This is a genomic window from Streptomyces sp. NPDC056527 (assembly GCF_042794475.1).
Taxonomy (GTDB): Bacteria; Actinomycetota; Actinomycetes; order Streptomycetales; family Streptomycetaceae; genus Streptomyces.
Genome location: NZ_JBHTTQ010000019.1, coordinates 1 through 17338 on the forward strand (window position 1 = coordinate 1; position 17338 = coordinate 17338).

The 17338-nt window shown below is 73.2% G+C and carries 16 protein-coding genes; 9 read left to right on the top strand and 7 right to left on the bottom strand.

The genetic code is table 11. The features are described 5' to 3' along the window. Positions 1 to 155: 155 nt before the first annotated feature. Positions 156 to 899 carry an IclR family transcriptional regulator gene (locus ACFQ7Q_RS12980; RefSeq protein WP_383553543.1) on the bottom strand — a complete coding sequence of 248 codons (744 nt, stop codon included), beginning with the start codon at positions 897 to 899 and terminating at the stop codon, positions 156 to 158. Positions 900 to 1161: 262 nt separating this feature from the next. Between ACFQ7Q_RS12980 and ACFQ7Q_RS12985 the strand changes: the two genes are divergently transcribed. Continuing rightward, positions 1162 to 1482, top strand: a complete 321-nt coding sequence (locus tag ACFQ7Q_RS12985) for a bifunctional 3-phenylpropionate/cinnamic acid dioxygenase ferredoxin subunit (protein WP_383553366.1) — start codon at positions 1162 to 1164, stop codon at positions 1480 to 1482. Next, on the top strand, positions 1479 to 2696 hold the full coding sequence (locus ACFQ7Q_RS12990; protein WP_383553369.1) for an NAD(P)/FAD-dependent oxidoreductase: 1218 nt from the start codon (positions 1479 to 1481) through the stop codon (positions 2694 to 2696). The genes ACFQ7Q_RS12985 and ACFQ7Q_RS12990 overlap by 4 nt, the downstream gene beginning before the upstream one ends. A gap of 217 nt (positions 2697 to 2913) precedes the next feature. Here ACFQ7Q_RS12990 and ACFQ7Q_RS12995 read toward each other — a convergent pair whose 3' ends face one another. After that, positions 2914 to 3459 carry an EF-hand domain-containing protein gene (locus tag ACFQ7Q_RS12995; protein ID WP_383553371.1) on the bottom strand — a complete coding sequence of 182 codons (546 nt, stop codon included), beginning with the start codon at positions 3457 to 3459 and terminating at the stop codon, positions 2914 to 2916. A gap of 127 nt (positions 3460 to 3586) precedes the next feature. On the opposite strand from ACFQ7Q_RS12995, the gene ACFQ7Q_RS13000 reads away from it, so the two are divergent. Continuing rightward, on the top strand, positions 3587 to 4645 hold the full coding sequence (locus ACFQ7Q_RS13000; RefSeq protein WP_383553372.1) for a M28 family peptidase: 1059 nt from the start codon (positions 3587 to 3589) through the stop codon (positions 4643 to 4645). Positions 4646 to 4747: 102 nt separating this feature from the next. After that, the gene (locus tag ACFQ7Q_RS13005; protein WP_383553374.1) at positions 4748 to 5044 is read left to right on the top strand and encodes an antibiotic biosynthesis monooxygenase family protein; all 297 of its coding nucleotides are present in this window, start codon (positions 4748 to 4750) and stop codon (positions 5042 to 5044) included. A 25-nt stretch (positions 5045 to 5069) separates the two neighbouring features. On the opposite strand, the gene ACFQ7Q_RS13010 is transcribed toward ACFQ7Q_RS13005, so the two are convergent. Next, entirely contained in the window at positions 5070 to 5531 is a 462-nt protein-coding gene (locus ACFQ7Q_RS13010) for an RrF2 family transcriptional regulator (protein ID WP_383553376.1), read from the bottom strand. Positions 5532 to 5665: 134 nt separating this feature from the next. Between ACFQ7Q_RS13010 and ACFQ7Q_RS13015 the strand changes: the two genes are divergently transcribed. Then, on the top strand, positions 5666 to 8377 hold the full coding sequence (locus ACFQ7Q_RS13015; RefSeq protein ID WP_383553378.1) for an FAD/NAD(P)-binding protein: 2712 nt from the start codon (positions 5666 to 5668) through the stop codon (positions 8375 to 8377). A 6-nt stretch (positions 8378 to 8383) separates the two neighbouring features. On the opposite strand, the gene ACFQ7Q_RS13020 is transcribed toward ACFQ7Q_RS13015, so the two are convergent. Continuing rightward, positions 8384 to 9610: a Tm-1-like ATP-binding domain-containing protein gene (locus ACFQ7Q_RS13020; protein WP_383553380.1), complete on the bottom strand. Its 1227-nt coding sequence runs from the start codon at positions 9608 to 9610 to the stop codon at positions 8384 to 8386. Positions 9611 to 9714: 104 nt separating this feature from the next. On the opposite strand from ACFQ7Q_RS13020, the gene ACFQ7Q_RS13025 reads away from it, so the two are divergent. The 3 genes from ACFQ7Q_RS13025 (at position 9715) to ACFQ7Q_RS13035 (ending at position 11638) form a co-directional block, all read left to right on the top strand. Continuing rightward, positions 9715 to 10293, top strand: coding sequence for a Type-2Aa cytolytic delta-endotoxin (locus tag ACFQ7Q_RS13025; protein WP_383553382.1), 579 nt, complete (start codon positions 9715 to 9717; stop codon positions 10291 to 10293). A gap of 72 nt (positions 10294 to 10365) precedes the next feature. Continuing rightward, positions 10366 to 10986: an L-threonylcarbamoyladenylate synthase gene (locus ACFQ7Q_RS13030; RefSeq protein WP_383553384.1), complete on the top strand. Its 621-nt coding sequence runs from the start codon at positions 10366 to 10368 to the stop codon at positions 10984 to 10986. A gap of 25 nt (positions 10987 to 11011) precedes the next feature. Next, on the top strand, positions 11012 to 11638 hold the full coding sequence (locus ACFQ7Q_RS13035) for a DUF4232 domain-containing protein (RefSeq protein WP_383553386.1): 627 nt from the start codon (positions 11012 to 11014) through the stop codon (positions 11636 to 11638). Positions 11639 to 11653: 15 nt separating this feature from the next. On the opposite strand, the gene ACFQ7Q_RS13040 is transcribed toward ACFQ7Q_RS13035, so the two are convergent. Continuing rightward, positions 11654 to 13309: an FAD-dependent oxidoreductase gene (locus ACFQ7Q_RS13040; RefSeq protein ID WP_383553389.1), complete on the bottom strand. Its 1656-nt coding sequence runs from the start codon at positions 13307 to 13309 to the stop codon at positions 11654 to 11656. A 67-nt stretch (positions 13310 to 13376) separates the two neighbouring features. Continuing rightward, positions 13377 to 14291: a diiron oxygenase gene (locus tag ACFQ7Q_RS13045; protein ID WP_383553391.1), complete on the bottom strand. Its 915-nt coding sequence runs from the start codon at positions 14289 to 14291 to the stop codon at positions 13377 to 13379. A gap of 359 nt (positions 14292 to 14650) precedes the next feature. Here ACFQ7Q_RS13045 and ACFQ7Q_RS13050 point away from each other — a divergent pair, with 359 nt between their 5' ends. Then, positions 14651 to 15454, top strand: a complete 804-nt coding sequence (locus ACFQ7Q_RS13050; RefSeq protein ID WP_383553394.1) for an N-formylglutamate amidohydrolase — start codon at positions 14651 to 14653, stop codon at positions 15452 to 15454. Between the two features lie 4 nt (positions 15455 to 15458). Here ACFQ7Q_RS13050 and ACFQ7Q_RS13055 read toward each other — a convergent pair whose 3' ends face one another. Further along, positions 15459 to 17312, bottom strand: coding sequence for a serine/threonine-protein kinase (locus ACFQ7Q_RS13055; protein ID WP_383553396.1), 1854 nt, complete (start codon positions 17310 to 17312; stop codon positions 15459 to 15461). Positions 17313 to 17338: the final 26 nt, after the last annotated feature.

Genomic DNA, 17338 nt, shown 5'->3' on the forward strand with positions numbered 1-17338 from the left:
GTAACTTTGTTTCACGGGTGACAGGGGCCCGTCAAGCGGCGGTCTTAACCGTCGGCAAAACCCCGGGGGGGTAGCTAACCGCCCCCCACACCCGCCGCGGGGGGGCGGGGTCCCCCGGCCCCCGCGTCGTGAGGGGCAGTGCTGGAAGGTTCCGGTCAGAAGCCGTAACCCATGCGCCGGGACAGCTCGTCGGCCGCGACGACGGTCCGTGCGGCGAGCTCGGCGAGGCGCTCGCGCTCCAGCCGGTAGGCCGGACCGGAGACGCTGATCGCGCCGATGACCCGGCCGTCGTGCGCCCGCACCGGTGCGGCGACCGCGTGGAGCCCCAGCTCCAACTCCTCGGCCGCGATGGCGAATCCCTGCGCGTACGCCGAGTCCAGTTCGGCGCGCAGCATCCCCGCGCTGGTCACCGTGTGCTCCGTGAACCGCGGCAGCGCCCGGGCGAGGAGGCCCTCGCGCAAGGTCACGGGCAGATGGGCCAGGAGCACCTTGCCGCTGGAGGTGGCGTGCAGGGGGGTGCGCCGGCCCAGCCAGTTCTGCGCGGTGACGGAGGCGGGTCCGCGGGCCTGCATGATGTTGACGGCCGCGTCGTCGTCGAGGACGGCGATGTTGACCGTCTCGCCCAGTTCGTCGGCGAGTTCACGGCAGACGGGCGCCGCCTCCTGCGAGATGTCCAGCCGTACGGCCGCGGCCCCCGCCAGGCGCAGGATGCCGGCGCCGAGGAAGTACTTGCCCCGGTCCTGCGCCTGGGAGACCAGGCCCCGGTTCTCCAGCACCCCGAGCAGCCGGAACGCGGTGGACTTGTGCACGTCCAGCTCGTCGGCGATCTCGGTGACCCCGACCTCGCCGTGCCGGGCCAGGATCTCGAGGACGCTGACGGCGCGGTCCACCGACTGGATCGCCCCCGCCCCTCCTCTGGGTGTGCGTTCCGGGGTCTCCTCGGTCGTCGCCGGCTCCTCGGGCGGTCGGGCTGCTGCGCGGTCGCGGGTCATAGCTCAACTCTCGCCATCTTGCGGCCCCTTGGGCACGCATCTTCGGGAAGCCCTTGACGCGGCGGGCACCCCGACCGGATTCTGTTGCGCATAGCGCTCCCTCATGCGCCATACGCAACCTGATGTTACCGAAGCGTCCTGCAGATCACTCCTGGACCGAGGGGGGCCCGTGATTCCCGTCTGCCGCCTTGAAGACCTCCCCGTGGGCGAATCCGTCCGAATCGACACCACTCCGCCGATCGCGGTGTTCAACGCCGACGGCGCGTTCTACGCCATCGACGACACGTGCAGCCATCAGGACGCCTCTCTCTCCGAGGGGTGGCTCGAAGGCTGTCTGGTCGAATGCCCGCTCCACGCCGCCTCATTCGACCTTCGTACCGGGCAGCCGACCTGCCTGCCCGCGCGGCGCCCCGTCCGCACCCACGAGGTCGTCGTCGAGGGCGGCGTCATCCATGTCCGGCCCGCCGTACAGGAAGGCACCGCGGCATGAGGACCGTCACGGTCGTCGGCGCCTCGCTCGCCGGCCTCTACGCCGCCCGCGAGTTGCGGAGCCAGGGTTTCGACGGGCGGCTCGTGATCGTGGGGGAGGAGCCCCACCGGCCCTACGACCGACCGCCACTGTCCAAGGACTTCCTCTCAGGGCGGGCCGGCGAGGAGCAACTGGCCCTCACCGACCCCGAGGAGGAGGCCGGACTCGACGCCGAGTGGCTCCTCGGCACCCGCGCCCGGAGCCTCGACACACACGGCAGCGCGATCCTCCTGGAGAACGGCCGCACCCTCGTCACCGACGGACTCGTGATCGCCACCGGCGCCTCCGCGCGCAGGCTGCCGGGGACCGGCGGACTCCCCGGCGTCCACTCCCTGCGCACGCTCGACGACGCCCGCGCCCTGCGGGCCGCCCTTGTCGGCGGCGGTCTGCGGGTCGTCGTCATCGGCGGCGGGTTCATCGGCGCCGAGACCGCGTCCTCCTGCGCCGCACTCGGCCACGACGTCGCCGTGGTGGAGGCCGCGCCGCTCCCGCTGCTGCCGCAACTCGGCCCCGAGATGGCCGCCGTGTGCGCCGACCTCCATCGGCGCGGCGGCACCGAACTGATCACCGGGACGGGCGTGGCCCGGCTGCACGGCCGGAGCTCCGTCACCGCCGTGGAGCTCGCCGACGGACGTACGCTCCCCGCCGACCTGGTCGTCGTCGGGATCGGAGCCGTCCCCAACACCGGGTGGCTCGCCGGCTCGCCCCTTCCGCTGAGCGACGGCGTCCTCTGCGACGACGGCTGCGTCACCGCCCTCCCGCAGGTCGTGGCCGTGGGTGACGTCGCCCGCGTCGGCGGGGTGCGCGCCGAGCACTGGACCAGCGCGACCGAGCAACCCGCCGTCGCCGTACGCAATCTGCTGGCCGGCCGGACCGTGGAAGACGTCCGCCCGCTGCCGTACTTCTGGTCGGACCAGTACGGCGCGCGCATCCAGTTCGCGGGGCGACACCGCGAAGGCGACGTCGTGCGGGTCGTCGAAGGGTCCACGGCCGAGGGCGGCTTCCTCTGCCGCTACGAGCGCGAGGGCCGCACGACAGCCGTCCTGGCCGTCGACCGCCCCCGCCCCTTCATGCGCGCCCGCCGGGAGCTGAGCGCCGCTCAGCGGGCCGTGCGGCCCCTGCCCTTCCGCCCCGTGCGGGCGGAGTTCTCGGCCCCGGTCCCCGAGCCGGGGTAGAGGTGATCGACCTCGGGCCGGAGGTCCAGTATGTCGAGGAACTCCGCGAGCTCGGCCCCGTCCGTGGTCCGGCTCGCGACGACCCGACGGGCGGCACGGCGGCGCTCTCCGGGATCCTGCCCCGGCGAACCGTCGTTCTCCTCTGTGAGGTCCATGACGCCGATCCGACCACACCACGGCCCGCCCCGCATCACCCGCCTCCTGTCGGCCGCCCCGTTCAGTGGATGCCCAGGAACGTGCCGCCCGGCGTGTTCAGGTCGTCGTTGTTGAGGTGGAACGCACGCAGCGACCGGGCGATCTCCCGCTGGGAGACGTACGCGTCGCGGTCCAGGTCGAGCCGCTCGAAGACCGCCGGGCCCTCGTCGCTCGACACCCCCCAGACGGCGAGGTAGGCGGTGAACTCCTCCTTGCTGACCCGCTTGTCGCCCGTCGTGTCCATGATCCGGAAGATCGCCTGCGCCAGGTTCTCGAGCAGCTCGGGGCGGTCCGCGTCGTAGCCCACCGCGCGGTGCGCGGCCACGAACTCCTCCTGGTCCAGCCGGTCCTGCCCGGGCACCGCCTGGGCGAGCAGACCGAGCCACTGCGCCCAGTACGCCCGCGCCAGGGCCTGGATCTTGGGATCGTCCTGCGCCAGCCCGTACGCATCGGCGTACGCCTCCACGATCCGCCGGTGGTCGGACCAGGTGACGAACCCGTTCCCGTCGGTGTCCAGGACCGCGAAGAGTCGCAGAAGCCTACGGGTGATCGGATCGAACGTCGCCATTCTTCCGCTTCCTTCCGGTAGTGACGTGGGTTTCGCCGTCCCAGTGTCGTCGCCCGCACGCACCGGGGCATGGTGCAACACCCGTCCGCAGGGCGCGCGAGGCCGTGGCGTGCGTCACCATCGGGTCATGGAACCCGGCCACGAGGTGCGCGGCGCCGTGCTCCCAGACGTCCCGGCGCTCGTCGGGCGACTCACCCGGCGGGCCGATCCGGGACGCCTGCGGCGCGACGTGGAGTTCCTCGCCGATCGCCCGCGCGGCCGGATCCACGCGCCCGAGGCGATGCTCCGGGCCGAGACCCATGTGGCGCAGGAGCTCGTCGCGGCCGGCTGGCGGACCGAACGGCAGCCCTTCGACGTGCGGTGGCGTCCCGGCTGCACCGACCGTCCCGGCGGGCCGACGGCAGCCCTGCGGTTCCGTCTGCACCGACGGCTCAGCGGCGCGAACCTGCTGGCCACACTGCCGGGGTCGACGGCCGGGGGAGGCCGTTCCACCGTCCTCGTCGGAGCGCACCTCGACACCGTGGCGGGGAGCCCCGGCGCCGACGACAACGCCTCCGGGGTCGCCGCGCTCCTCGAGATCGCCCGGCTGCTCGGCGGGCTTCCGCGCCCGCCGGCGGTCACCCTCGCCTGCTTCGACATGGAGGAGCTGGGATTCATCGGCTCCCGGGTCACGGCCCGGGCGCTGCGCCGAGGCCGCAGCGTCGGAGGCATGATCTGCCTGGAGTCGGTCGGCTGCTTCGCGACGGGCACGGGGACGCAGACGCTGCCGCCGGGATTCGGTACGGTCTTCCCCCGCGTGACCGCCTCCGTGCGCGCGAACGGCCTGCGGGGCGACTTCACCCTCGTGGTCCATCGCCGGTCGTCGGACGGCGCCGCCGACCTCTGGCGCCGGGCGGCCGGGGCCGCCCGGCCCCCACTGCCCGTCGTCACCCTGCGCGACCCGCGTCCGGACGGCCCACTGGGGCTCCTCGCGGGCCTCGTGCTGCCCCCGGTGAACCATCTCGGCCGCAGCGACCACGCCGCGTTCTGGAACGCGCGGATTCCGGCCGTCATGATCACCGGCACGGCGAACTTCCGGAACCCCCGCTACCACCGTCCGACGGACACCCCCGACACCCTCGACTACGACCGGCTGACTGCGGTCGCCGTCGCCACCGCCGTCACCGCCGGGTGCTGGCGGCCCTAGCGGCCCGGGCCGCCGGATCCCTCTCGGAGGCGGAAACGGCATCGCCGACCTACCGTGGTGAGGAGCGCGATCAAGCCGATCCCCGTTTCCGAGGAGGCTGCGATGGAGCGGCACTTTGTCTGGGTGACCACGCGCCGCATCAAGCCGGGCACCCTGGAGGAGTTCGAGCGGGCCTGGCGCCCCGGCTTCTCCCCCGACGGACTGCGCCGAGCACTGGCCTACTGGTCCGAGGACGGGCAGGAGATCACCGGAGTCTCCTTCTGGGACTCGCAGGAGGCCTGTGACGCCTGGCGGTCCTCCGACGCCGAACGGGAACGGCGCGAGGTCATGGCGCCGTACGTCGTCGAGGAGACCGAAGGCTTCTACCGGGGCGGCGAACTCACCCTGCCCGCACGGTGACGATCCACGGGTCCGTACGGCGTGACTACGGATAGGTCCGTACGTCGTCGTTGTACTCCCGTGCCCGTTCCCGTACGAGCGCGGGCAGCGTTCCCGACGCCAGGTCCGCCAGGGTCGTGCCCTCCAGGACCTGGCGCAGACTCGTGCGTACGGCCCGCCACACGTCCGGCATGGGCGCGGCGGCGCCCTGGTACTCCAGACCGGTCAGCTTCAGGTCGCGCACGCTCACGAGGGGCCCGTCCATCGCACGGACGACGTCGGCGAGGGTGATCTCCGCGGGGGGTCTGGCGAGTGAGTACCCACCGTCCGGGCCGCGCACGCTCCGCACCAGCCTCGCCTGACGCAACTCGCTGAGGACGACGAAGAGGAAGCGGACGGGGATGTCCTGACGGCCCGCGATGTCCTCCGCCTTCAGGGGCCGGTCGGGGGAGCAGGCCAGCTCCGCCATGGCCCGGACCGCGTAGTCCGTTCTTGCTGAGATCCTCACCGCCTCAATGTCTCACGCTTGGCGCGAAAGCGATCCGGCGCGGCCCGGGGGGACGTGGCGGCCTTGTCAGTGCACATTGTTCATCGACATAGTGCACTTAACTGTGCCCACCCGCCTGGCCCGGAGGTTCCGTCGTGTCCGTGGTGTCCCTGAGGTCCGCCCGTCCGCGCTCCACCGTGGCCGTCGTCGGCGCGGGCGCGGCCGGGGCGCTCGTCGCCGTCCAGCTGTGTGAGGCGGCGGCCCGCCGACGCACGCCCCTCGACCTGGTCCTGATCGATCCGGCGGCGGAGGCTGGACGCGGAACGGCGTACGCCACCGAGGTCGCCGAACACCGGCTCAACGTCCCGGTCGGCGGGATGAGCTGTTACCCGGACGACCCCGGTCACTTCCTGCGCTGGCTCTGCCGCCACGGCGAATCCGCCGTCGCCGCCACCGACTTCGCGTCCCGCTACCGCTTCGGCTCCTACCTCGCCGACACCCTCGGCCGTGCCATCATCACCGCCCATGGCACGGTCTCCGTACGCCGTCTGCGCGCGAGGGCGACGGGCTGCGCCGACACCGCCGACGGGCGTCTGGAGCTCCGCCTCGCCGACGGCGGGACGGTGACCGCCGACACCGTCGTCCTGGCCACCGGACCCGCCGCCGGCACCTCCGGCTGGGCCACGGACGAACTGCGCGGCTCCGACCGGTTCATCGCCCGCCCCTGGGCACCCGGCGCCCTCGACACGGTCGCCGCCGACGACGACGTGCTGCTCGTCGGCACCGGGCTGACCGCCGTCGACCTCGCGCTCGTGCTCGACCGGCCCGGCCGCACGGTCCACGCCCTGTCCCGCAGCGGGCTGTTGCCCCAGCCCCACGCCGTCGCCCCGCTGCCGCCCGTACCGCCGCCGACGGGACTCGCGGCCCTGCCGCTGCACCGCCTCCGCATCGAACTGCGCCGCCATCTGGCCGCCTCGATGCGCGACCACGGCGACTGGCGGCCCGCACTCGACGGGCTGCGCCCCGGCATCGTGGCGCTCTGGAAGGGCCTCACCGACGAGGAGCGGGCCGAGTTCCTCGACCGCGACGCCACCCGGTGGAACGTCCACCGGCACCGGATGGCCCCGACCACCGCCGAGACCATCGCCCGCGCCCGCGCCGCACGCCGCCTGCGGATCCACGCCGGCCGGATCGCCTCGGCCACGCCCCGGGAGGACGGCCGGCTCTCGGTCGCGCTCGCCGACGGACGGGAGCTGACGGTGGCCTGGGTGGTCGACTGCACCGGACCGGGGCTCCGGATGGACGCCTCGGGCGACCCGCTGTGGGGCGGGCTGCTCGCCGACGGCCTCGCGGCGCCCGGACCGCTCGGCATCGGCGTCGCCACCGAGGCCGGCCGCCTGCGCGACACCGACGGACGCACGGAGCGTTCCCTGTTCACCCTCGGCAGCCCCCGACGGGGTGAGCTGTGGGAGACCACCGCGATTCCCGAGATCAGGGCCCAGGCCAGGGACATCGCCGAGGCCGTGCTCGCTCCGCTCACCCGTACCCCGCAGGCCACCCGGCGCCGGCCCACCGACCAGTTCGGCCTCCCGCTGTCGACCCATGCCGCCGCCGCGGCCTCCTTCCGCAGCGGGCTCGGCCGGGTCGTGACCGTACGGGCGAAGGCGGCCGAGGCGTTCGCCCGCGCCACCGAACTCGACCCCGGCTTCGCCCTCGGTCACGCCGCGCTCGCCCTGCTCGGCCACGAGTGCGGCGCGGACGTCGACGTGGACCGGGAACTCGCCGACGCCCAGCGCAGCGCGGCCGAACGCGGCGACGAGCGCGAACGCTCCTTCGTCGACGTCGTCACCCGTCGCGTCCGAGCCCATGACGGTGACGGCGGCGCGGACGGTGACCGCGCGCTCGTCGACCACCTCGACCGCTTCCCCGGCGACGCCTTCGCCCTCTCCATCGCCGTCCCCACCATCGCCTTCTCCGGGGTCGGCGACCTCGACGGCACGCTCGCCCAGCGGCTGGTGGAGCGCACGGCGCCCGCCTACGACGGCCACTGGTTCCACACCTCGCTCCTCGCCTTCCTCCGCCAGGAGCAGGGGCGCATCGACGAGGCGGGCGCCCTCGCCCGGGTCGCCCTGGCGGCCGAGCCGGCCTCCGGACACGCCGTACACGCCCTCGCCCACGTGCACTACGAGTCCGGCGAGCACCGGGCGGGCCGCGACTGGCTCGACGGCTGGATCGGCGGCCAGGGCCGGGGCGCGGTGCACCGGGCCCACTTCTCCTGGCACGTGGCGCTGCACGAACTCGCCCTGGACGACGCCGAGGCCGTACGCCGCCGCTGGTTCGCCCAGCTCGCCCCCCGCCAGGTGAACGGCGTACGGGCACTCGTCGACTCCGGCTCGCTGCTGTGGCGGGCCCGGATGTCGCGGAACTGGACGGGCCCCGTCCCGGTCGGCGGGGTGCTCGACGCGGTCGCCCGAGATCTGGTCGAGCGGCCCGCGACCGCCTTCACCGCCCTGCACAGCGCCGTCGCCCTGACCGCCGCGGGCGATCTGCCCGCCCTCCGACGGCTGCGCACCCACGCCACCGGCGCGGACACTGTGCAGCGGGAGGTCATCGCTCCCCTGTGCCGCGCACTCGAGGCGGTCCTGGAGGAGCAGTGGACCACCGCCGTGGAGGGGCTGCGCGACCTGTTGCCCACCCTCCGCCGGGTGGGCGGCAGCGCCGCGCAGCGCGAGGTCGTCGAGGAGACCCTGCTGTACGCGCTGATGGAGGCGGGCCACAGCGACGCGGCCCGCCACCTCCTGGAACAGCGCCTCGACCGCCGCGCCTCCCCGCTCGACCGCCGGCGCCTGGCCGACCTGCCCGGGTGAGGGGCCTCAACCCCCCTGGATCAGACGGTGCAGCAGGTCCGCGGCGGCGCGGCCGAACGACGGGTCGTTGAGGTGCGTGTCGACCTCCACCACGTCGACCGCGCTGCCGCGCAGCCCGTCCCGGACGGCGCAGAACAGCGCCTCGTCCACCGCCGGGTCGTGATACGGCCCGCCGGGCGCCCCGAGGGTGGAGAGCCCGCGCAGCGGCAGGCAGACGGCCGTGGGTCCGGTGGCGGACCGCAGCTTCGCCGCGACGCGCGCCCCCAGCTCCGCGGACTCCTCGGCGGTCGTCCGCACGACCGATATCGAGGGGTTGTGCACCCGCACGTCGCGGTCGAGGACGCGCTCGGGGACCGTGTCGAGGGGGCCGAACTTCACCATGTCCAGGGCTCCGGGGCTCACCACCTGCGGAACCCCCGCGCGTCCGGCGGCGAGCAGCCGGTGGGGCCCCGCCGTCAGGATGCCGCCGAAGAGATCGTCCGCGAGCTCGCAGAGCGTCAGATCCAGGACGCCCGCGAACAGCCGCTGCTCCGCCAGCGATTCGAGCGTCCGGCCGCCGGCCCCGCTGGCATGGAAGACCAGCACCTCGTAGCCCAGCTCGGTCAGCCGCTCGCGCGCCGCGTCGACGCCCGGGGTCGTCACCCCCGCCATGCTCGCCGCGATCAGCGGCCGGCCGTCGTCGACCGCCGGCGGCCGCACGGCCGCGAATCCCCGCGCCATCCCGGCGACGGCCTCGACGGCGTTCGCCAGTATCGGGGCCGACACCCGGTTGACCCCGGCGATGTCGACCACGCTGTACATCATCGTGATGTCCGCCGAGCCGACGTAGGGCGCGACATCGCCCGAGGCCATCGAGGAGACCATCACCTTCGGCACCCCGAGCGGCAGTTCCCGCATCGCCCGTGTCGCGATCGACGTGCCTCCGCTGCCACCCAGGGCGAGGACCGCGTGCAGCCTGCCCCGCGCGTACAGCCCCCGCACGACCTCCGCCGCCCCGCGCGCCATCGCCGTGACGGCCGCGCCTCGGTCCCCCTCGCTCCGTAACCGCTCCAGATCCGTGCCCGCGGCCCGGGCCACCTCGGCGCGCGGGACGTCCGCGGGTATCCGCGCCGCACCGATCACCCCCGTGTCGACCACGATGACCTCGACCCCGCGACTCTGCAGCCGTTCGCGCAGCCATCCGTATTCGAGACCCTTGGTGTCAAGCGTGCCCACCAGTACAACGATCGCCATCCCCGTACTGTCCGGCGAAGTCGACAAGACGACAAGAGTGTGTCCGGCCGACGCCAGACGGCATACTGACCCCCCTTGATCACCACAACGCATCCGGAGGAGCCATGACCGCAAGTTTCAAGACCGTCATCGAGGTGGGCCCGGACCATCTCGACCAGGCCCGGGCCATCGACCGGACCTTCCAGGACGCGATCGCCCCGGCCACCGTCAACTTCGACTTCGACAACATCCGCCAGGCGGCCGACGCCATACCCGACAGCGCCGTCGTCAAGATGGTCCGCGGCTGGGGGCTCCAGGAGCAGGCCCCGGTCATGGTCATGGTGATGTCCCTGAAGGAGGCCGTGCGTCAGGCGCTGCCCGGCGAGTTCGCCGACGCCGCGTTCTGGGACACGGTCGAGAAGGAGCTCGCCGACGCGTTCACCGGCCTCGCCGCGCAGGAGGGCGAGCCGGGACTCTCGTACTACGACGAGGGCCCGGACCGGACCAGTTACTACCGGGACCTGTTCTTCGCCCTCCAGGACGAGGAGACCGGCGACCACATGTACGCGATCGCCTTCTGCATCGACGTGACCGTGGGGCTGGAGAAGGAGAAGGCCGCCGCCCTGGAGATCATGGACATCGCGCCGTACACGATCCGGCTCAACGCGATCGTCCTGCGCCAGGAGCTGCGCCTGGCGGCCTGACGGTCGCCCGAACGGTCAACCGCACCGGCCCGCCGTCCCGGGCCGACCCCGCGGGGAACCTAGACTGCCCCCATGGCGAAGTACTTCGACGTGCACCCCGAGAACCCCCAGCGGCGCACCATCAGCAGTGTGGCGGACAGCATCCGCGCAGGCGCGCTCGTCGCGTACCCGACGGATTCCTGCTACGCGCTGGGATGCCGGATCGGCAGCCGCGACGGCATCGGCCGGATCCGCACGATCCGAGAGCTCGACGACCGCCACCACTTCACGCTGGTGTGCCAGAACTTCGCGCAGCTCGGCCAGTTCGTGCACGTCGACAACGACGTGTTCCGCGCCGTCAAGGCGGCGACGCCCGGCAGTTACACCTTCATCCTGCCGGCGACGAAGGAAGTCCCACGTCAGCTGCTGCACCCCAAGAAGAAGACCGTCGGCGTCCGCATCCCCGACCACGTCGTCACCCAGGCGCTCCTGGAGGAACTCGGCGAACCGCTGCTCTCCAGCACCCTGCTCCTGCCCGGCGAGGACGAACCGATGACCCAGGGCTGGGAGATCAAGGAGCGACTCGACCACGCGGTGGACGCCGTCCTGGACTCCGGCGACTGCGGTACGGAACCGACGACCGTCATCGACTTCTCGAGCGGCGAGCCCGAGATCGTGCGCCGAGGCGCGGGCGACACCACGCGGTTCGAGTAGCCACGCGGCATGTGATGATCGCGGCATGACCGTCATACCTGTCCGGTACGGGCTGATCCTGGCCGCGATGGCCGTCCTGACCACCGGGTGCGGCCTCGCGGCCGAACTCGACCGCGAGGCCGATCCCGCGCGGACCGCGACCCGGGCGGCCCCCGGGCCGGCGGAGCCCGGCGTACCCTTCGCCCCGCCGGCGGAACCGCCCCGTCCCACGTCCACGGAGGGCTGCCCGGCCACCGGCGTCAAGGTGTGGACCGGCATGGTCAACGCCGCCATGGGACTGCGCTCCATGCCGGTGACGCTCACCAACTGCGGAACGAGCGTTCAGCGGTTGAACGGCTATCCGGACGTGCGGGTACGGGACGTGAACCGTGAGCGCATGGACGTGACGGTCCTCAAGGGCTCGGAACCGATCACCACGCTCGAGGACCCGGGCGCGCACCCGGTGACGCTGAAGCCCGGCGAGTCCGCGCACAGCGTCTTCGTGTGGCGCTACTCGACCGTCGACGCGGCGACGCAGCGGGGGAGCGGCGTGTACGTGGAGATCGGACCGGCCCCCGGCACCGCCCGGCAGACGGTGGAGCCGGAAGGCGGTCTGGACATCGGCGAGACGGGCATGCTCGGCACGACGGCGTGGGAGAAGTTCGTGGACTGAGCGGCAAGCGCGCCGTCACCGGACGAGCCGCAGGCGGCCCCCCTTCGCCGCAGCCACCAGCTCGGGCACGGTGCCGAGTTTGACCCGCGGGCGGCCGGCGGCGCGGCCCCGCGCCAGCTCGGCCCGGTCGATGGCGGCGAGCCCCCGGGCGTCGACGAGCCGACCGGCGCGACGGCGCGCGAGGCGGTCGAACGCCCTGTCCGTGCCCGACGGTGCGGGCAGCGCACCCGCGACGGCGTCGGCCAGGAGCGTGCCGATCGTCTCGGCGGCGCAGGTGCGATTGGCCCCGATACCGCCCGAGGGGCCGCGCTTGATCCAGCCGACGACGTACGCGCCGGGCAGCCCGGTCACCCGGCCCCCCTCATGCGGCACGGTGCCGGTCGCCTCGTCGAAGGGCAGGCCCGGCACCGCCACTCCGCGGTAGCCGACCGCCCGCAGCATCAGCCCGGCCGGAATCTCGCGCTGCTCCGTGCCGTCCGTCACCCGGGCGCCCCGCACGGTGTCGTCGCCGAGCACCGCCACCGGCGCGGAGTGGAACCGGAGCACGATGCGTCGCTCGGGCCCCGGCGGACGCGACCAGTCCACGGCCTCCCTGGCCACGCCCCGCAGCAGCGCCGCCTTTCCGCGCGGGCCCGGCTCCGCGCCGTCGATCGCCGCGCCGGTCCGGGGGTCGTGATCGTCGACGACCAGCCGCACACCGGGCAGGTGGGTGAGCGCGAGCAGTTCGGAGGCGGTGTACGCGGCGTCCTCGGGGCCGCGCCGCCCGAGCAGGACCACCTCGCGCACCTTCGAGGCGCGCAGGGCCGCGAGCGCGTGGTCGGCGATGTCGGTGCCGGCCAGCGTCTCCGGATCCATGACGAGGATGCGGGCCACGTCGAGGGCGACGTTTCCGTTGCCGACCACGACGACCCGCTCGGCCGTCAGGTCGATCCCGTCCGGCGCGGCCTCGGGGTGGGCGTTGTACCAGGACACGAAGGCGGTCGCCGAGATGCTGCCCGCCAGGTCCTCGCCGGGGATGCCGAGACGGCGGTCGGTGGAGGCGCCCACGGCGTAGACGACCGCGTCGTGGTGGGCGGCGAGCTCCTCCACGCTGACGTCCTTGCCGATCTCGACACCCAGGCGCACCCGCACCCGGGGGTGGTGGTGGAAGCGGGCGAAGGTCTCGCCCACCTTCTTCGTCGAGGGGTGGTCCGGCGCCACGCCGTACCGGACGAGTCCACCGGCCACCGGCAGGCGGTCGACCAGGGTCACCTCGGCGTTGGTGTGCAGGAGCAGGTCCTCCGCCGCGTACATCCCGGCCGGTCCGGTGCCGACGACGGCGACCCGGATCGGCGCGAGGTCGGACGGCACGTCGCGCTCGAAGGCCGGGGCTCCCCAGGCGTGGAAGTTCGGCCCGGTGGAGGCCGGTTCGGTCTCCCGGTCGGCGAAGTACGCGGCGTTGACGGCCTCGTACGCGCGCTGTGTCGGGGAGAGACTGTCCACGGGGAAGATCGCGTCGACGGGACAGGCGTCGGCGCAGGCGCCGCAGTCGATGCACGCCTTCGGGTCGATGTGGAGCATCTCCGTGCTGCCGAACGCCCGCTCCTCGGGCGTCGGATGGATGCAGTTGACAGGGCAGACGGCGACGCACGTGGCGTCGTTGCAGCACGTCTGGGTGATGGCGTAGGTCATGTCGTCGGCTCAGCTCGGGTCGGCGGGTCGGCGGGTCGGCGGGTCGGCGGGGTCGGCGGGAGGGGCGTCAGATCAGGTGGGCGCGCTTGTAGAAGAAGAGCGCAGGCCGGGTGAGCAGACGTGCCGAGGCCAGGAACTCCATGAGGCCCGAGCAGCTGGACCGCATCAGCGACCTGTGGTGCTCGTTCGTCCGGGCCTCGGTGACGGCTCGCCGGGTGTCCAGGCCGGCGTTCGCGTAGACGCCGCGGTTCACCATGCTGGTGACGATGACGTACGAGGCGATCGCGATCACGAGCGCGTTGAGCTGCCGGCGCAGCGGGCCCGCGTGCCGCAGCCGCTTGCGGGTCTCGTCGCGGGCGAACTTCATGTGCCGCGACTCCTCGACGACATGGATGTTGTTGATGGTCCGGACGAAGGGCACGACCCGCTCGTCCCGCATCCAGTCGCGCTGCATGACGTCGAGGACCTCCTCGGCGACCAGGATCGCCGCGTAGGCCGCCTCGCCGAAGGCGACCGTCTTGAAGACCCGGCCCAGTTCGACCGCGGCCCGGCGCGGGCGGTAGGCGGGCGCGCCCAGCTTCGCGGCGCCGCGGGCGAACATGATCGAGTGCCGGCACTCGTCGGCGATCTCGGTGAGCGCCCACTGGAAGCGCGGGGAGGTCGGGTCCTTGGCGTAGATGTCCCGCAGCACCATCTGCTGGAGGATCATCTCGAACCAGATGCCCGTGCTGGCCACCGAAGCGGCCTCCTGTCGCGTCAGCTCCTTGCGCTGCGCGTCGGTCAGTTCACCCCAGTACGGCGTGCCGTAGAGCGTGCTCCACTCGGGGCTCGCGCCGTGGAAGTCCTTGTCCAGCGGGGTGTCCCAGTCCACCTCGACGAGGGGGTCGTACGACAGCTGCGCGGCCGAGTCGAGCAGCCGCGCGGTGACGTCCTGCTCCGCGCGCCGGTCCCGGCTCTCCGGCCGTACGGTGCTGCTTGCCATGGTGCGGCTCCTTGAATCGAGAGAGTTCGACCCGACGCCGGCCGGCTTCGTCCCTTCCCGTTCCCGTGTGACGAGAGCGAAGGCCACCGAGCGCCACCACGCTTGTTAGACGTGGCGTCTAGCAAGCTGTTAGACGGAACGTATAACAAGAGTCCTGTGCGGGCCTACCCTCGTGCGCCGAATTCCACGGGATCTCTCCATGCGCTCCGCCCCGGGCCGCCCCATGAGGCAACCCATGACGGTGAGTTGCCGTCCCCCGGTGAAGAGAGGGGCGCCCGGGTCTCCCCAGGCGCCCGCTTCGTTGATCATGCTGGTGCCGGAAGCCACAAGCCATCGACGCCGTACAGCGAGGACCGCCCGTGACCGACGCACCGCCTTCGTTCCAGCTCCTGCCCGGAGCGCCGGACTCTCCGGTACTCCTCCATGTGCCGCACTCCTCGCGCGAACTGCCCCCGGACGTGCGCGACGGCATCGTGCTGGACGACGAGGAACTCGCACGCGAGCTGGACCACATCACCGACTCCCACACCGAGCGGATCGCCGACCTGGCCGCCGGAGCCGCCGCCACGACCCCCTGGCGGTTCGTGAACCGGCTCTCGCGGCTGGTCGTCGACCCCGAGCGCTTCCCCGACGAGCGGGAGGAGATGATCGCCGTCGGGATGGGCGCGGTGTACACACGGACCACGCACCGCGCCGTCCTGCGGCCGGCCGACCTCGACGCCCGCCCGCTCCTGGAGCGGTACTTCGAGCCCTACGCCCGGGCCATGACCGCCGCCGTCGCCGATCGGCTGGCGACCGTCGGCCGCGCCGTGATCATCGACGTGCACTCGTACCCGACCGCACCCCTGCCGTACGAACTGCACGGTGCGGGGCCCCGCCCGCCCATCTGCCTCGGTACGGACCGCCACCACACACCGCCCGCGCTCCTCGCGGCGGCGCGGGCGGCGTTCCGGGGCTTCGGCGGGGTCGGGACGGACAGCCCCTTCGCGGGTACCTACGTGCCGCTGGAGCACTACGGCCGGGACACGCGTGTGAGCGCGCTGATGGTAGAGATCCGCCGCGACGTCTACATGAAGGAGCCGGGCGGCCCCGCCGGGCCGGGCCTCGACGCACTGGCCACGGCCCTGGCGGAGCTGGTCGACACGGCGGGGATCCCCGACTGAGACCTCAGCCCGAGGTCTGGACGGCGTTGCGCCACACGGTCAGGTCCAGGGTCATGTACTTGCTGGGGGAGTCCTCGGCCGAGAAGCCCCGGACCGTGACGAGGCCCATGTGGCCCGTACCCGTCGTGACGCAGACCTGACGACCGGGCGACAGCATCGACACGTCGACGTTCTCGGTGAAGCGGGTGTCCGCGCGGCAGGCGGCGAGCGACCCCTCCTGGCCGGCGTCGAGCAGGACGAGGCTTCCGCCCGAGCTCTCGGCGTCCAGGTAGCCCCCGGTGTCGTAGGAGAGTTCGTACCCGCCGTCCTCGCCGTCCTGCGGCCGGACGGTCTCGTCCCCGAGCGTCAGGTGGTACCCGGCGGTGAGGTTGATGCCCTTGAAGTCGGCGGGCTTCGGCTCCGGCCTGGTGCTGGGCCCGGAGCTCGGCTTGGCGCCGGCGTCGGTGGTTGCGCCGCCCTGCCCGCCCTGCGAGGAGCTGCCGCCCTGCGTCGAACCGCTGCTCTTCGACGACTGGTCCTTCTCCTTGAGCAGCATGTACGCCGTGCCGCCCGCGGCGATGCCGAAGACCAGCGCGGCGGCGAGGGCGACGATCGGACCCCGCTTGCGCGAGGCCGCCGGCGGACGCGGCCCGGGCGGCAGGGGCGCGCCGGGGAACGGCGTGGCCTGCGGGCCGGTGTGGGTCGGCGGGTAGGCGTATCCGGGAGCCGGGGTCGGTGCCGGGGTCGGTGCCGGGACCGGCCCGGGGACACCGGGGGCCGGGGTGGCATGCCCTGTCGGGGCGTAGCCCGTGGGCGGCGGGGTGGCATGCGCGGTGGGGGTGTAGCCGGGGGCCGGAGCGGCGTGCGCCGTGGGGGTGTAGCCCGTGGGCGGCGGCGTGGCCGGTGCCGTGGGGGTGTAGCCCGGAGGCGGCGGAGTCCGGTCGGCGGCGGGGGCAGGAGCAGCCGTACGTACGGTGATGTCGGCGGCCACCGTGCTCGGCAGCCAGTCCTCGGGGCGGCGCAGCACCGTCTCGGCGTTCGCGGCCTGGCACAGGCTGATGATCTCGGCGATCGACGGCCTCGCGGCGGGGTCCTTGGCGAGCGAGCGGCCGACCAGCTCCCTCAACCGCTCGGGCACCGCGCTGAGATCGGGCTCCTGGTGGACGATCCGGTACAGGACGCCGTGCGAGGTGCCCTCGCCGAACGCCGGTACCCCCGTCGCCGCGTACGCCGCGACCTGACCGAGCGCGAAGATGTCGGTGGCCGGGGTGATCCGGCCGCCCTCCGCCTGTTCGGGAGCCATGAACGTCGGCGTGCCGATGGTGACGCCGCTGCCGGTGAGCGAGGTCGCGTCGGCGGCGTAGGCGATGCCGAAGTCGATGACGCGGGGGCCGTCGGCGGCGAGCAGGACGTTCGACGGCTTGAGGTCCCGGTGCACGATGCCCGCGCCATGGATGACGTGCAGGGCCTCGGCCATGCCGGCGACGAGCAGCAGGACAGTCTCGACGGGCAGCGCCCCGTGGGCGAGGACGGCGTCGGCGAGCGAGGGCCCGGGCACGTAGGCGGTCGCGAGCCAGGGCCGCCGGCCGTCGGTGTCGGCGTCGATGACGGGCGCGGTGAACAGCCCCTGCACCCGCTGCGCCGACTTCACCTCCTGCGCGAACCGGCGCCGGAACTCGGGATCGTCACCGAACTCCGACCGGATCACCTTGATGGCGACCGCCCGCCCGCCGGGTGTGTACGACAGGTACACCTTGCCCATCCCGCCGGCGCCGAGTCTGGCGGCCAGGCGATAGCCGGCGACGGTGGTCGGGTCGTCCCCGGCCAGCGGCTGGAAAATCCGTGACGCGTCGCCATGGCCGGGCTGCTGACCGCTCATCAACTCATGTCTCCCACACAGAACCC

Excerpts from the sequence above, each read along its gene's own strand:
- ACFQ7Q_RS12990 (WP_383553369.1), top strand. The coding sequence starts at position 1,479 with ATGAGGACCGTCACGGTCGTCGGCGCCTCGCTCGCCGGCCTCTACGCC.
- ACFQ7Q_RS12995 (WP_383553371.1), bottom strand. The coding sequence starts at position 3,459 with ATGGCGACGTTCGATCCGATCACCCGTAGGCTTCTGCGACTCTTCGCG.
- ACFQ7Q_RS13000 (WP_383553372.1), top strand. The coding sequence starts at position 3,587 with ATGGAACCCGGCCACGAGGTGCGCGGCGCCGTGCTCCCAGACGTCCCG.
- ACFQ7Q_RS13005 (WP_383553374.1), top strand. The coding sequence starts at position 4,748 with ATGGAGCGGCACTTTGTCTGGGTGACCACGCGCCGCATCAAGCCGGGC.
- ACFQ7Q_RS13020 (WP_383553380.1), bottom strand. The coding sequence starts at position 9,610 with ATGGCGATCGTTGTACTGGTGGGCACGCTTGACACCAAGGGTCTCGAA.
- ACFQ7Q_RS13025 (WP_383553382.1), top strand. The coding sequence starts at position 9,715 with ATGACCGCAAGTTTCAAGACCGTCATCGAGGTGGGCCCGGACCATCTC.
- ACFQ7Q_RS13030 (WP_383553384.1), top strand. The coding sequence starts at position 10,366 with ATGGCGAAGTACTTCGACGTGCACCCCGAGAACCCCCAGCGGCGCACC.
- ACFQ7Q_RS13035 (WP_383553386.1), top strand. The coding sequence starts at position 11,012 with ATGACCGTCATACCTGTCCGGTACGGGCTGATCCTGGCCGCGATGGCC.
- ACFQ7Q_RS13040 (WP_383553389.1), bottom strand. The coding sequence starts at position 13,309 with ATGACCTACGCCATCACCCAGACGTGCTGCAACGACGCCACGTGCGTC.
- ACFQ7Q_RS13045 (WP_383553391.1), bottom strand. The coding sequence starts at position 14,291 with ATGGCAAGCAGCACCGTACGGCCGGAGAGCCGGGACCGGCGCGCGGAG.
- ACFQ7Q_RS13055 (WP_383553396.1), bottom strand. The coding sequence starts at position 17,312 with ATGAGCGGTCAGCAGCCCGGCCATGGCGACGCGTCACGGATTTTCCAG.